Annotated in this window: 12 protein-coding genes; 4 read left to right on the forward strand and 8 right to left on the reverse strand. The window is 36.2% G+C overall.

Annotated features, from left to right (window positions below):
* The first annotated feature begins 1 nt into the window (after window position 1).
* The 3 genes from IEW45_RS04115 to IEW45_RS04125 are packed head-to-tail and all read left to right on the forward strand — an operon-like array spanning window position 2 to window position 3,819.
* Window positions 2–2,218, forward strand: a complete 2,217-nt coding sequence (locus IEW45_RS04115) for a carboxy terminal-processing peptidase (protein WP_188619961.1) — start codon at window positions 2–4, stop codon at window positions 2,216–2,218.
* A gap of 4 nt (window positions 2,219–2,222) precedes the next feature.
* Entirely contained in the window at window positions 2,223–3,335 is a 1,113-nt protein-coding gene (locus IEW45_RS04120; protein WP_188619962.1) for an ABC transporter permease, read from the forward strand.
* A gap of 19 nt (window positions 3,336–3,354) precedes the next feature.
* The gene (locus tag IEW45_RS04125; protein WP_188619963.1) at window positions 3,355–3,819 is read left to right on the forward strand and encodes a hypothetical protein; all 465 of its coding nucleotides are present in this window, start codon (window positions 3,355–3,357) and stop codon (window positions 3,817–3,819) included.
* Window position 3,820: 1 nt separating this feature from the next.
* On the opposite strand, the gene rodA is transcribed toward IEW45_RS04125, so the two are convergent.
* The 6 genes from rodA to purH are packed head-to-tail and all read right to left on the reverse strand — an operon-like array spanning window position 3,821 to window position 10,884.
* The gene (gene rodA / locus IEW45_RS04130; protein ID WP_188619964.1) at window positions 3,821–5,077 is read right to left on the reverse strand and encodes a rod shape-determining protein RodA; all 1,257 of its coding nucleotides are present in this window, start codon (window positions 5,075–5,077) and stop codon (window positions 3,821–3,823) included.
* The gene (gene mrdA / locus IEW45_RS04135; protein WP_188619965.1) at window positions 5,078–6,937 is read right to left on the reverse strand and encodes a penicillin-binding protein 2; all 1,860 of its coding nucleotides are present in this window, start codon (window positions 6,935–6,937) and stop codon (window positions 5,078–5,080) included. It lies immediately after the preceding gene.
* Window positions 6,934–7,440: a rod shape-determining protein MreD gene (mreD, locus tag IEW45_RS04140; protein WP_188619966.1), complete on the reverse strand. Its 507-nt coding sequence runs from the start codon at window positions 7,438–7,440 to the stop codon at window positions 6,934–6,936. The genes mrdA and mreD overlap by 4 nt, the downstream gene beginning before the upstream one ends.
* Window positions 7,433–8,260, reverse strand: coding sequence for a rod shape-determining protein MreC (gene mreC / locus IEW45_RS04145; RefSeq protein ID WP_188619967.1), 828 nt, complete (start codon window positions 8,258–8,260; stop codon window positions 7,433–7,435). The genes mreD and mreC overlap by 8 nt, the downstream gene beginning before the upstream one ends.
* A gap of 10 nt (window positions 8,261–8,270) precedes the next feature.
* Window positions 8,271–9,299: a rod shape-determining protein gene (locus IEW45_RS04150; RefSeq protein ID WP_188619968.1), complete on the reverse strand. Its 1,029-nt coding sequence runs from the start codon at window positions 9,297–9,299 to the stop codon at window positions 8,271–8,273.
* A 58-nt stretch (window positions 9,300–9,357) separates the two neighbouring features.
* Complete coding sequence (purH, locus tag IEW45_RS04155; protein ID WP_188619969.1) at window positions 9,358–10,884, reverse strand: bifunctional phosphoribosylaminoimidazolecarboxamide formyltransferase/IMP cyclohydrolase; 1,527 nt, start codon at window positions 10,882–10,884, stop codon at window positions 9,358–9,360.
* A gap of 179 nt (window positions 10,885–11,063) precedes the next feature.
* On the opposite strand from purH, the gene IEW45_RS04160 reads away from it, so the two are divergent.
* Window positions 11,064–12,317, forward strand: a complete 1,254-nt coding sequence (locus IEW45_RS04160; RefSeq protein ID WP_188619970.1) for an ABC transporter permease — start codon at window positions 11,064–11,066, stop codon at window positions 12,315–12,317.
* A 76-nt stretch (window positions 12,318–12,393) separates the two neighbouring features.
* Here IEW45_RS04160 and accD read toward each other — a convergent pair whose 3' ends face one another.
* Both accD and fbaA read right to left on the reverse strand, forming a co-directional pair.
* Entirely contained in the window at window positions 12,394–13,248 is an 855-nt protein-coding gene (gene accD / locus IEW45_RS04165; RefSeq protein ID WP_188619971.1) for an acetyl-CoA carboxylase, carboxyltransferase subunit beta, read from the reverse strand.
* 72 nt (window positions 13,249–13,320) lie between these two features.
* Window positions 13,321–14,388, reverse strand: coding sequence for a class II fructose-bisphosphate aldolase (gene fbaA / locus IEW45_RS04170; RefSeq protein WP_188619972.1), 1,068 nt, complete (start codon window positions 14,386–14,388; stop codon window positions 13,321–13,323).
* Window positions 14,389–14,406: the final 18 nt, after the last annotated feature.

A 14,406-nucleotide genomic window follows, 5' to 3' on the forward strand; every position in this document is an offset into this window, starting at 1 on the left:
CATGAATGCTATTCTAAGATTTATGAAAAGAAACTATAAAATATTAATGTTAGTCACTGTGTTGGCAGTGGCACTGTGGAGTTTTATACCAAAAACACAGTCGGCAGAGTCAGACCCGGAAAAAGATAAATTACTAGTTGAACTTATAGCTTTTGTTATTGAAAAAGGACATTACAGTCCTGCCGATATAGATGATGAGTTTTCAAAAGGTGTTTATAAAAGTTATTTAGAAAGTTTAGATCCTTCTAAAAGATTCTTTACAAAATCGGATATTGAAGAATTTTCTAAATATGAGGATAAAATAGACGACATGATTTTAAACAAAGATCTGTCATTCTTTGATTTAACTCATGAAAGGTTAATGGAAAGAATAAAGGAGTCTGAAGGCTTTTACAAAGAACTGCTTTCAGAGCCTTTTGATTTTACAGTAAACGAGCAGTTTAATACAGATTACGAGCATAAAGATTATCCTCTTGATGACGCTGACCTTAAAAAGCGCTGGGAAAAGCAATTAAAACTTTCAGTACTTTCTTCAGTTATTGATAAGCAAAAGTTGCAGGACTCTGATAAGAAAGAGGAAGACAAAAAAACGGAAGCTAAGAAAGAGGAGAAAAAGACCTTTGAAGAACTTGAAAAAGAAGCACGTGAAGCAACTAAAAGTTCACTGGATGAGTATTTTGAGTTTATAGAAGACCTTGAGCGTGATGAATGGTTTACTATATATCTTAATGCAATAGCAGAACGTTTTGACCCACATACTTTTTATTTTGCCCCTGATGATAAGGATAAGTTTGACAGTAGCATGCGTGGTTCTATAGAAGGAATAGGTGCAAGACTGCAAAAGAAAAGTGATTATGTAGAAATATCTGAACTTATACCGGGAGGTCCTGCATGGAGAGGTAAAGAACTGGAACCGGGCGATATTATTATGAAAGTAGCACAAGGTGATGAGCAACCTGTTGATATAGCCGGTATGCGCCTTACCAATGTGGTTAAAAAAATAAAAGGACCAAAGGGGACAGAGGTTCGCCTTACAGTTAAAAAAGTAGATGGTACTATTGATGTTATCTCAATAATTCGTGAGGTAGTTGAAATTGAAGAAACATACGCAAAATCAAGTATAGTAAATAAAAACGGTAAGAAATACGGTATTATTAACTTGCCTAAATTCTACATAGATTTTGAAAATAAAGACAACCGTAACGCTGCAAGCGATGTAGAAAAAGAAGTTGAAAGACTAAAAGAGCAAGGCGTTGAAGGTATTATAATAGACCTTAGAAATAACGGTGGTGGTTCTTTACGAACTGTTGTAGATATGACAGGACTGTTTATTAAAAAAGGACCGGTTGTACAGGTACGTTCTCGTGCTAACAGCATGAGCAGAGAGGGCAGAGTAGAGGTGCTTAGTGATACAGACTCAAAAGTACAGTGGGAAGGACCACTTGTAGTATTAATAAATAACTTCTCCGCTTCTGCTTCCGAGATATTTGCTGCGGCAATTCAGGATTATAACAGAGGGTTAATATTGGGCAGTAAGCACAGTTACGGTAAGGGTACGGTACAAAACGTTATAGACCTTAACCAGTTTGTAAGAAGTAATTCTTTAGGTGACTTGGGTGCGCTTAAAACTACTACACAGAAGTTTTACCGAATAAATGGAGGTTCAACACAGCGCGAAGGTGTAACCAGTGATGTTATAATGCCGGATAAATATTCATATATAGATATAGGCGAAAGAGATATAGATAATGCGATGCCTTGGGATAAAATAGAGCAGGCAGACTATAAAGTTTTTGATTATGACTTTAAGCCTGTTGTAGAAAGAAGTAACAACAGAATAGCAAACAACAAAGAATTTAAGCTGATAGATGAGAATGCTAAATGGATAGATGAGCAGCAGGATGATAACGTATTTGAACTTAACATTGACAGATTCAAGGCAGAGTTAAATAAAAACGAAGAGGTAACCAAGAAGTTTAAAGCTCTTAAAGATTACCAGAACGATTACAAGTTTGAACCACTTCCTTATGAGAAGAAAATTTTTGAAAAAGATCCTTCACTGGCAGAGAAAAAAGAAAGATGGTTTGAAAGCCTTTCTAAAGATGTTTATGTGGAAGAGGCACTTAATATACTTGATGATATGCAGGGAGTAATGGGCGATAACAGCAAGCGTTCTGCAAATCTTGATAAAAAGGGAAAAGTTATTAAAACAAAATAATTGAATGGATAGCTCCAATCAATCACTTACAGGCTTAGCGCTCCAAAAGTTTAAAAAGAACTTTTGGGGCGTTTTAAGTTTCTGGTTTATTGTATTGCTTATAGTTATAGCCATATTTGCTTATGTTTTTACCCCTGATAAAACTAAAAATGCAAATTGGGGAGACCTTGCGTTAAGTTCTAAGCCCCCCGGTTTTGAAGTCACCATGCTAACACTCCCTAATACTATGGAGGTAAAATCTGATTGGACAGATTATTTTACAGGGAAAGAATATACAACTCCTAAAGTGCCAATATTGTCTTATAGAGTAACCAAAGACAGTATTACTTACAGTGAATATAACGATGAGCCTTCTATGGCGGTTAGTAAAACCATACCACTGTCAGCATATAAGGATAGCACTATAAACAAGCAGATAATAGAGAGTAACTATATAAAACAGCAATGTTTTATTTTAGGAACGGATAGTCAGGGGCGCGATATGCTAAGCAGACTTATTGTTGGTTCAAGGGTTTCCTTATCTATTGGTTTTGTAGCGGTATTTATTTCATTAGTAGTTGGAATATTCCTTGGTGCAATAGCGGGATATTTCGGCGGAAAAGTAGATGCTTTTGTAATGTGGTTGGTAAATATTGTTTGGTCTATACCTACGCTGTTATTAGTTATCGCCATCACCTTAGCTTTGCAAAAAGGCTTTTGGCAGGTGTTTGTTGCGGTAGGTTTAACTATGTGGGTAGAAGTAGCCCGTGTAGTAAGAGGACAGGTAAAAAGCCTGAAACAAATGCAGTTTGTTACAGCAACAAAAGCATTAGGGTATAGCAATGCCCGAATAATATTCAATCATATATTACCTAATATAATGGCGCCTGTTATTGTAATTTCGGCAGCTAATTTTGCTTCTGCAATATTGGTAGAAAGCGGGCTTAGTTTTCTGGGCTTAGGGGCGCAACCACCCGTACCCAGTTGGGGAGGAATGATAAAAGACCATTATAACTATATAATATTGGGTAAGCCGTATTTAGCTATTGTTCCCGGTATTGCAATGCTGTTATTGGTTATGGCTTTTATGATGGTCGGTAATGCGCTACGCGATGCACTTGATGTAAAAGCTACTTAATGTTATATAAAAATAATTTATGAGACTTCTTATTGTTTTTCTTTTGCTTTTTAAGGTGGGTGATAATTCCAGATTAATAAATGGAAAAGGTTTTTCGGGTTATATTTTTAATAAAGACCATTTTATCTTGATGAATATTGAGAATGAAAAAGGGAGGTATACTCCTTCAGATGATGATATATATTTAGTTGAAAACATTATAAAGAATAGTATTGAAAAAGCTAATGTAGATCTTTTAAATCAAGGAGAGGGTTGTCCAATAATACATAAAAGACTTAAAAAGTATACCAGACAGTACTTTGGATTTGAAAACACAAAAGGAGAAAAGATTATTTATGTAAACTTTGTTTGGAAAGATAAAAAAGATGAACGTTTAAGTAAAGATATAGTTATAGTTAAAGATGGTTGCAGTTACTATTGGAGCATAAAAGTTAATATTAGTCAAGCTATTTTATATGACTTACAAATTAACGGTAGAGCCTAACTTACCAAACATTTACTTTATTAGCATCCAGTTTTACAAAAATAAACAAGAGTATTGTAAATGCGAATAAACTGGAACCACCGTATGAAAAGAAGGGAAGCGGTACACCAATAGTAGGGAACAGTTTAATAAGCATAGTTATATTTACAAAAAAGTGCATGAATAATATGGCAGCCACACAGTAACCGTATATCCTGCTAAAAATAGATCTTTGGCGTTCTGCTAAGTATAAAATGCGTAATAATAATAAGACAAAGATTATAATTACTGTTGCAGCACCAAGAAAACCCCATTCTTCACCTACTGTAGTAAAAATATAATCAGTATGTTGCTCGGGTACAAAGCCGCCTTTTGTTTGTGTACCTTCTAAGTAGCCTTTTCCTGTCCACCCACCCGAGCCTATTGCAATAAGTGACTGGTTTAGGTTATAACCCTCTGCCTGTTGATTTACTTCGTCATTAAAAAGAACATCAATTCTTTCTTTTTGGTGCGGTTGTAAAATATTGTCATACACAAAACTTGTAGAGTAGGTAAAAGCCGAAATAGCGGTAAAAATCAGGATGTAATTTATATATTTTCGCTTTCTGGGATTACTTAGTAAAAAGTGAATAAGCATAGATACAAAAACAATTAATACAACTATTTCCCAGTTTATAACTCTTGAGGCAATAAAAACAGCGATAGCTATAAAGCCTGCTCCTAAATACCATCCGGGAAGTCCTTCGCGGTACATTACAAAAAGTAGTACAGCAAATATCATAGCACTACCGGCATCAGGCTGCATTAAAATAAGTAATACAGGTAAGCCTATAATACCAAAGGCAGTAACCTGTTTTTGAATGCCGTTGAGGTCTGTTTGTATATCGCTTATGTATTTAGCAAGCAGTAATGAGGTAGCTATTTTAGCAAACTCCGAAGGTTGCAAACCAAAGCTGCCGAAGGAGTACCAGTTGGTTTGTCCTTTAATAGTCTTACCAAATACAAAAAGTCCTGCAAGGAGTAGTATTGCCAGTATGTAAAATATTAAAGCATATTTTTCGTAAAATTTAGCATCTACAGCTATAACCATAAAAATTAATGGTATACATACTATTATAAATAATAATTGCTTACCATATATCTGGTTTAAATCCAGGAAAGAAGTGGTTTCTTCCGGTAACGAAGCAGAGTAAATAGTCATCCATCCCAGTATTACTAATACAGCATACAGTAATATGGTTATCCAGTCTATATGACTACTTACGTCTTGCGCTCTCATTTATTGGTTTATGCTAAATGGTTTACCACTTATAACTTTATCGTATTCTTCTTTAAGTCCTTTAGTAAGCATTCTTACTTCAAGGTCTTTTCGGCTTATAGTTCCTTTAAGGTATTTTTCAATCATTAAGCTGGCAATAGGTCCTGCAAAACGCGCACCCCAGTATCCGTTTTCAACAAAAACAGCAATAGCTATTTTAGGATTGTCTTTGGGGGCAAACGCCACAAATATAGAGTGGTCTGTAAGCTGTGTTTGTTTACCGTTAATTTTGGTAAAGTTTTCAGCAGTACCGGTTTTTCCGCAAATATCTATACCTTCTACTTGTAACGATCTTGCTGTACCTTCTTTATATACACTATGAAGTCCTTCAATTATAGGCCCGAAATACTTTTCTTTAATAGTGGTATAGTGCTTCGTAGTGAATTTTTTATCTATTTCCTCTCCCTCTATATTTTTAATAACATGCGGAGTGTAATAATAACCTTTGTTTGCCACGGTAGAAATCATACTGGCTAACTGTATAGGTGTCATCAATATTTCTCCCTGACCTATCGCGTTTGATATAATAGTACTACTGCGCCACCCGCCGTTAGGATAATATCTTTTATAAAACTCAGGGGTAGGTATAAGCCCTCTGCGCCCCGGAGGTAAATCATACCCAAGGAAGTCGCCTAAACCAAAACTTTTCAGGTGGTCACTCCAAACCCGTAAGCCTTTTTGAGGGTCATTAAATTTATCAATACTAAGCCTGAAAGTGCTTGCGAAATAAGTGTTACATGATTTTGTTATGGCTTCATGTAAATTATTAATACCTGAATCGTGACACCTCATAAATGCACCACGCCCATAACTAAAACCATGACGACAAACAAAAGTGCTTTGTTGGTCAATAACATCTTCCTGTAACCCTATAAGCCCTGTAAGAATTTTAAACGGAGACCCGGGAGGGTACTCGGCTAAAAGACTTCTGTCATATAACGGTATGCCCAGTGTATCGCTTTCCAGCATACGGTAGTTTTTAGACCTGTCGCGCCCTACTAAAATGGATGGGTCGTAGCTTGGAGCAGTTATCAAAGCCAGTATTTCTCCTGTTTGAGGTTCCAGTGCTACTATGCCGCCACGCTTTTCAAACATTAAAGCCTCTCCGTACTGCTGTAACTCTGCATCAATTGTAAGGGTTATGTCTTTACCCTGTACAGGTATAGTGTCGTAAATTCCCCCTTTAAAAGGACCTATGTCTCTACCGAAACGGTCTTTTTGTATGTAGCTTACACCTTTTACACCGCGTAGTACATCCTCATATACTTTTTCTACTCCTTGTCGCCCGATGAGGTCACCACTTTGGTAATACGGGTTTTCTTTTATAGTAGCCTCGTTAACCTGTGCTATATAGCCAAATACATTGGCAGCAGCGTTTATCTGGTAATCCCGAAGGGAACGTTTTACAATATCAAAACCTTTAAATCGGCGAGCTTTTTCCTGAAAGGCTGCAAATTCCTTTTTGTTTAATTGCGGTAAAAATACTGATGGTACCCTGGGGCTGTAAACCCTTGCTTTTTCCAGTCGGTTAATAAAATACTCTTTGGTAACATTAAGCAGCCTGCATATCTCCATAGTGTCGATATCCTTGGCTACATCTTTTGGTGTTACCATAATATCATACGAAGGTTGATTGGCAACCATAAGTGTGCCGTCTCTGTCATAAATATATCCGCGTTCAGGATATTCGTATTTTATTTTATAAGCGTTGTTGTCACTTTTTTTAATCCAGGAATCATCCAGTATTTGCAGGTAGTAAAGCCTTCCTAAAATCAATATAGCTGCTGCAATAATAAATGCCGGCAGTAAAACCTTTCTCATCTCTTCACAGGCTTAGTTAAGTGGATTATTACAATACAAAATATAAGTGTTAGTACAGTTGATAGTAATGTTCTTATTAAAACATCTGCTATTAAGCTGAACCTGAATATTTCCAAAAGATATAAAATTATATGGTGTATTACAACCGATGTGAGTATAAATGAAAACCTTTCGGTAGTTAGTTTTCCGGCTATAGATATGGTTTGGTATTCGTAGCTTACACCAAAGCTGATTTTAAAAATATAAGGTCTTAAATAGGCAAGTGTAATACAAGCAGCAGCATGCGCCCCGCCGGTGTTTAAAAACATATCATTAAACAACCCGATAAAGAAAGCAGAGAGTAATAATAATGCTCTGTTACCATTTACAGGAAATAACAAAATAAACAGAATATAAGGGTAGGGGTCTGCCACACCAAATAAATCAATCCTGTTAAAAACTACAACTTGTAATAGCAACAGAATAATAAAACGGGCGATATTTACTACTATAGTGCTATTCATTCTTTTTAGTAGTTTTTTCCAGTTCTGTTATTTCCTCTTTGTCTTTATTAGCTATTATGTACACGTGGCTTAGACTTGTCATGTCATTAAATAGCCTTACGTTTAGCGTATAGTAATTTGTCTGGTCATCAATAAATATTTTATCAATTTTTCCTACAGGTATATTTTCAGGGAATATTACCGAACGTCCGCCTGTAACAATAGTGTCACCTGTTTTTAGTTTAGCAAGCCTTGGTATATCTATAAGCTGCATATAGCCCGCATTCTTGCCATCCCAAACTAAAAAGCCGTAATGGTTACTGCCTTTTACTTTTGCTGATAGTTTAAACTTTAAGTTAAGCATGCTTATAACAGTGGCGTAATTAGCCGAAGTGTTATCTACTATACCTACCACTCCTCTGTTGCTTACTACACCCATGTCAGGATTTACACCTTTTTTATTACCTGTATTTATAGTAAGATAATTTTCATGAACGTTATAAGAATTAGATATAACTTTTGATTGTATTACATCAAAATTACCTCCGGTATCAGGAAAATTAATATTAGGTTTAAGTAATGTATCTTTTTTATTATACAATAACTCCTTTAAGCGGGCATTTTCGGTAGCCAGCTTTTCATTTTGTTTTTTTAAGCTGAAATAATCCTCGGCATCACTAATGTTTTGATAGGTATAACCGCTTACGGCATTAGCAGAGTTTATAAACTTACTTTTGTGGTAGGAATGCGATTGTATAGTAAGCGATAGCGATATGCCTAAAAGCAGCAAAAACAGTAATAAAATACTGTTTTTAAATATAAAATTTAATATTTGCTGCATGAATTATTCTTTATTTTATAAGTATGCTTTTAAATCTTCCTATATTTTTAAGAGCCATTCCTGTACCTCTTACTACTGCGCGTAGTGGGTCTTCGGCAATGTAAACAGGTAAGTCTGTTTTTTGTGAAATCCTTTTGTCCAGCCCTCTTAGCATAGAACCTCCACCTGCAAGGTAAATACCGGTGTTGTATATATCGGCAGCAAGCTCCGGAGGCGTTTGCGATAGTGTTTCCATAACCGCATCTTCAATACGTTGTATAGACTTATCCAGTGCTTTGGCAATTTCACGATACGAAATATCTACCTGTTTCGGTTTACCGGTTAAAAGGTCACGCCCTTGTACAGACATTTCTTCCGGTGGCGTCTCTAAATCTTCTAACGCTGCACCTATTTGTATTTTTATTTTTTCGGCAGTGCTTTCACCAACAAATAAGTTATGCTGTGTACGCATGTAGTACACTATATCGTTGGTGAAAACATCACCTGCAATTTTAACTGATTTATCGCACACTATACCGCCCAGTGCAATAACTGCAATTTCGGTAGTACCACCACCTATATCTACAATCATGTTACCTTTTGGCTGCATAATGTCTACACCAATACCTATAGCAGCAGCCATAGGCTCGTGAATTAAGTAAACTTCTTTACCATTTACCCTTTCTGCTGATTCTTTTACCGCACGCATCTCAACCTCTGTAATGCCTGATGGTATACAAATAACCATGCGAAGTGCCGGTTTAAAAAGTTTCTTTTTTAATGCCGGTATGCTTTTTATAAACATTGTAAGCATTTTCTCCGATGCATCAAAATCAGCAATAACCCCATCTTTTAGTGGGCGTATGGTTTTAATGTTTTCGTGCGTTTTACCCTGCATCATGTTGGCTTCCCTACCTACAGCAATTATTTTACCCGACATTCGGTCGCGCGCTACTATAGAGGGGCTGTCTATTACAACTTTATCGTTGTGTATTATCAGGGTATTCGCGGTACCAAGGTCTATCGCTATATCCTCGGTCATGAAATCAAAAAATCCCATACTGTTTATTGAGGGTTTATTTATTTATAATAATTGTAAGCCTACAAAAATAACAAAATTAATGTTTAAAATGTCTTGTTCCTGTAAATACCATTGCAACATTATTTTCGTTACAATAATCTATGCTTAATTCATCTTTTATTGAGCCTCCCGGTTGTATTACAGCAGTAATACCTGCATTTTTAGCAAGCTCTACACAATCAGGAAACGGAAAGAAGGCATCACTCGCCATAACAGCACCGCTTAAATCAAAATTAAATGATTGTGCTTTTTCTACAGCTTGGCGTAATGCATCAACACGAGATGTTTGCCCCGTGCCGGAAGCAAAAAGCTGTTTGTTTTTAGCAAAAACAATGGTGTTAGATTTTGTGTGCTTGCATATTTTAGAAGCAAATAGCAAGTCTTCTGTTTCCTGCTCGGTAGGAGCTGTAACCGTAACGGTTTTCAGGTGCTCTTTATTGTCTGTAATGTTGTCTTTATCCTGAACTAATAATCCGTTTAAACAAGTACGTACTTGTTTTTGCGGAAGTTCAACATCATTTTGTATTAGTAGTATTCTGTTTTTCTTAGCCTGTAGTATAGTTTTAGCCTCTTCGTCAAACTCAGGAGCTATAACAACCTCGCAGAAAAGTTTGTTTATTTCTTCTGCTGTGCCCGCATCAATTTTAGTGTTTGATATTAAAACACCGCCAAATGCTGAGGTAGGGTCGCCTGCAAGTGCATCAAGGTACGCTTCTTTTACAGTAGCTCTGGTAGCAAGTCCACAGGCATTGTTATGTTTTAGTATTGCAAAAGTAGGGTCATCATTTTTAAATTCCTGCATTAAATTTACCGCTGCATCTACATCCAGCAGGTTGTTGTATGATAATTCTTTGCCATGCAGTTTTGTAAACATTGCATCAAAATCGCCAAAGAAGAAACCTTTTTGGTGTGGGTTCTCTCCGTAACGAAGCGTTTTACCATGAGAAATACTTTCTTTATAGTAAGTGTCTTCTGTATTGAAATAATTAAAAATAGCAGTATCGTAGTTTGAAGATACGTGGAATGCTTTAGTGGCAAAATATTTACGCTCTTCCACTGTTGTAGCACAGTTGTTTTTTGTTATAGTTTCTAAAAACAGGCTGTAATCATCAACAGATGGTACAATAACAGTATCTTTAAAATTTTTAGCAGCAGCACGAATTAACGAAATACCACCTATATCAATTTTTTCGATGATATCTGCCTCCGAAGCACCTGATGCTACAGTTTTTTCAAACGGGTATAAGTCTACAATTACCAAATCAATTTGCGGAATATTATATTCCTCCATTTGCTGAACATCCTGTTCGTTATCCTGACGGTTTAATATACCGCCAAATACTTTCGGGTGAAGTGTTTTAACTCTTCCGCCAAGTATTGAAGGGTAAGATGTCACATCTTCTACAGCTACTACAGGTATACCTAAATCTTTAATAAAAGTTTCAGTTCCTCCCGTAGAGTAAATAGTTACATTATGCTCGTGTAGTTTGCGAACAATTGGTTCAAGCCCATCTTTGCTAAATACTGATATAAGTGCAGATGAAATGGTTTTGTGTGTGCTCATTTTGTATAGTTGTGTTTAAAAGTGCAAAAGTAGTTAATGCGGGCTTAACATTCAAAAATCAAAAGGTTATAATTTGCTGTTTTTTATTTAATTATTTTGTGTTTTTAGGTTTTTGAAAAAAAAATACAGAATTTTACAGAAGCCAAGAAAGTACTTGACAAAATAATAGAAAGAATAGTATGTTTTTATACCTGAGATTACTTAAAGAAAGCCTTTCGTTTGCCCTTAATGCCTTAACCAATAATAAATTGAGGACGTTTCTTTCATTACTGGGGGTAACCATTGGTATCTTCTCTATTATTGCGGTACTGGCTGCGGTAGACTCTTTAGACAGGAAAATTAAGGAAGATCTTAGCGCTGTAGACAAAAATACTATGTACTTAAAACGTTTCTCATTTGGTCCTTCGGATATACCAAGATGGAAGCGTGAGCAGTTTCCTGATGTTACCTATGATGAATACCAATACTTAAAAGGAGCCGTATCATCTGCCGAACATATGGCATATCAGATTTTTACTAAAAGTGAAACAGCAAAATATGAGGAGGAATCAGTTAGTAATGTAAACGTAGTCCCGGTATCCTATGAGTTTGAAGATATACAAAGCCTTAAAATTGCAGAAGGACGCTTTTATAATGAGTCGGAATCAAATTCAGGAAGTGCTGTTGCTGTAATTGGTTATGAAATAGCAAAGGCGCTTTTTGGAGAACAACAAAGCCCTGTAGGTAAGAAAATACGAATGTATGGGCAGCGTTTTACAGTTATAGGCGTTTTAGAAAAGCAGGGTGAAGGTATGTTTGGGCAAAGTAATGATACAGGTATTATTATACCTGTTAACTTTATACGCCACAGGTATGGTGACCATAACAATTTTATGACGCCTATAATAATTATTAAACCACAAAAGGGAGCTGACGCCGATGCTGTAAAAGCTGATATTACTCAAAAATTGCGTTCCTACAGAGGGATAAAAGCAGGAGACATTAATAACTTTATAATTGATATTCTTGCCGGTTTTACTGATATGATTGATGATATTATAGGACAGATGAATATTATAGGGTGGATTATCAGTGGCTTCTCACTTTTAGTAGGCGGTTTTGGTATTGCCAATATCATGTTTGTATCGGTTAAAGAGCGTACCAACCTGATAGGGATACAGAAAGCGCTTGGTGCTAAAAACCGTTTTATATTGTTTCAGTTCCTTTTTGAGGCGGTTATACTTTCTGTAATAGGGGGTATAGTAGGAATGCTCTTAGTATGGGGTATAGCTAAAATACTAACAGAAGTTGTAGAGTTTGAGTTTATACTCGGCTTCTGGAATATTGTTATTGGTACCGGTCTTGCAGCGGGTATAGGTTTACTATCAGGTATTCTTCCTGCTATATCGGCATCTAAATTAGATCCTGTGGAGGCAATAAGAACGGGAATGTAGGTTTCAATACTTATGTATACTGAATTTATTTTTAAAATATAAAACAAAAAACCAGCTTTAAAGCTGGTTTTTTGTTTTATCGTACTTCTTGATTTTGTATCAAATCAATATATAAGTTTATTTTGTCTTTAAGCTCCTTACGAGGACTAATAAAATCAAGGAAACCATGTTCCATTACAAATTCCGATGTTTGGAAACCTTCAGGTAAATCTTTACCTGTAGTATCTTTCACTACACGAGGTCCTGCAAAACCAATAAGCGCTCCAGGCTCAGAAATATTTATATCGCCCAACATAGCATATGATGCCGTTGTACCACCCGTAGTAGGATCAGTACAAAGTGAGATATAAGGTAGTTTAGCGTCAGCAAGTTGTGTAAGCTTTGCAGATGTTTTTGCTAACTGCATTAACGACATTGCAGCTTCCATCATCCTTGCACCACCTGATTTTGAAATCATTACAAAAGGTAGTTTGTGTTTAATAGCGTAGTCAATAGCACGAGTTATTTTTTCCCCTACTACCGAACCCATAGAACCACCAATAAAAGCAAAGTCCATACAAGATACTACTATTTCTTTACCTTTTGACTTCCCTACAGCCGACCTTACCGCATCTTTAAGTTTCGTCTTTTCGGTAGCGTCTTTTAAACGGTCGCTGTATTTTTTAGTATCTACAAACTTCAAAGGGTCTTTTGAAGTTAAGTTTGCATCAAGTTCTTTAAACTCGTTGTTATCAAAAAGGATAGAGAAATACTCTTTACTTCCTATTCTAACATGATAACCGTCTTCAGGGCTTACATAAAAGTTTTTTGCCAGCTCCTCAGCATCTACAATTTTACCTGTAGGCGACTTGTACCATAAACCTTTAGGTACATCTTTTTTGTTTTCGGTTGGCGTCTGTATTCCTTTCTCCGTTCTCTTAAACCAAGCCATAGCTAATAAATTTAATTAATAACAAAGGGCTTAAAGCAATGCTCTAAGCCCGGTTGTTTCTTTATAATTTTCTTATAGTGTGTTTACGTTGTTAAGATCTTCAAATGCTTTTTCAAGTCTTTTGATGAAAGTAAGTTCTCCTTCACGAACCCATTTTCTTGGGTCGTAATATTTCTTGTTTGGTAATTCTTCTCCTTCAGGGTTACCAATTTGTGTTTTTAGGTAATCAATTTTATCTGTTACATAATCACGAACCCCTTCAGTGTATGCAAACTGTAAATCAGTATCAATGTTCATTTTTATAACACCGTAGCCAATAGCCTCTCTTATTTCTTCCAGTGTAGAACCTGAACCTCCGTGGAAAACAAAGTCTACAGGGTTAACTCCTGTATTGAATTTTTCCTGTACATACTCCTGAGAGTTTTTAAGGATTTTCGGAGTAAGTTTTACGTTACCCGGTTTGTACACACCGTGAACATTACCAAATGCCGCAGCAATAGTAAACTTATCAGAAACTTTGCTTAGCTCTTCATAAGCATAAGCTACTTCTTCCGGTTGTGTGTATAATTTAGAGCTGTCAACATCAGTATTATCAACCCCGTCTTCTTCTCCACCTGTTATACCAAGTTCTATTTCAAGGGTCATCCCCATTTTACTCATTCTTTCAAGATATTTTTTACATATCTCAATGTTCTCTTCAATAGGTTCCTCCGAAAGATCTATCATGTGAGAACTATATAATGGCTTACCGTGCTGCTTGTAATGCTCCTCACTTGCATCCAGTAAACCGTCTATCCAAGGTAAAAGTTTTTTAGCACAGTGGTCTGTATGTAAAATTACTGTAGCACCGTATGCTTCAGCAAGTGTGTGTACGTGTTTTGCACCTGATATTCCTCCTAATATTGCAGCTTTTTCTCCTTCGTTAGAAAGACCTTTACCGGCATTGAAAGAAGCACCGCCATTAGAGAACTGTATAATTACAGGTGAGTTTAATTTAGCAGCAGTTTCTAGTACACCGTTTACAGTGCTTGAACTTGTTACGTTTACAGCCGGAAGGGCATAACCGTTTTCTTTAGCGTGTTTAAATATCTCCTGTACCTGATCTCCGGTGGCTACACCGGGTTTAATATTATGAGCCATTATTTTTTTGATTTTAGA

Source organism: Flavobacterium suaedae (genome assembly GCF_014642915.1).
GTDB lineage: Bacteria > Bacteroidota > Bacteroidia > Flavobacteriales > Flavobacteriaceae > Flavobacterium > Flavobacterium suaedae.

What these genes read in the sequence shown, in the direction of transcription:
- accD (WP_188619971.1), bottom strand. Translation starts at nt 13,248, where the DNA reads ATGGCTTGGTTTAAGAGAACGGAGAAAGGAATACAGACGCCAACCGAA.
- fbaA (WP_188619972.1), bottom strand. Translation starts at nt 14,388, where the DNA reads ATGGCTCATAATATTAAACCCGGTGTAGCCACCGGAGATCAGGTACAG.
- IEW45_RS04120 (WP_188619962.1), top strand. Translation starts at nt 2,223, where the DNA reads ATGGATAGCTCCAATCAATCACTTACAGGCTTAGCGCTCCAAAAGTTT.
- IEW45_RS04115 (WP_188619961.1), top strand. Translation starts at nt 2, where the DNA reads ATGAATGCTATTCTAAGATTTATGAAAAGAAACTATAAAATATTAATG.
- IEW45_RS04150 (WP_188619968.1), bottom strand. Translation starts at nt 9,299, where the DNA reads ATGGGATTTTTTGATTTCATGACCGAGGATATAGCGATAGACCTTGGT.
- mreD (WP_188619966.1), bottom strand. Translation starts at nt 7,440, where the DNA reads ATGAATAGCACTATAGTAGTAAATATCGCCCGTTTTATTATTCTGTTG.
- IEW45_RS04160 (WP_188619970.1), top strand. Translation starts at nt 11,064, where the DNA reads ATGTTTTTATACCTGAGATTACTTAAAGAAAGCCTTTCGTTTGCCCTT.
- mreC (WP_188619967.1), bottom strand. Translation starts at nt 8,260, where the DNA reads ATGCAGCAAATATTAAATTTTATATTTAAAAACAGTATTTTATTACTG.
- IEW45_RS04125 (WP_188619963.1), top strand. Translation starts at nt 3,355, where the DNA reads ATGAGACTTCTTATTGTTTTTCTTTTGCTTTTTAAGGTGGGTGATAAT.
- rodA (WP_188619964.1), bottom strand. Translation starts at nt 5,077, where the DNA reads ATGAGAGCGCAAGACGTAAGTAGTCATATAGACTGGATAACCATATTA.
- purH (WP_188619969.1), bottom strand. Translation starts at nt 10,884, where the DNA reads ATGAGCACACACAAAACCATTTCATCTGCACTTATATCAGTATTTAGC.
- mrdA (WP_188619965.1), bottom strand. Translation starts at nt 6,937, where the DNA reads ATGAGAAAGGTTTTACTGCCGGCATTTATTATTGCAGCAGCTATATTG.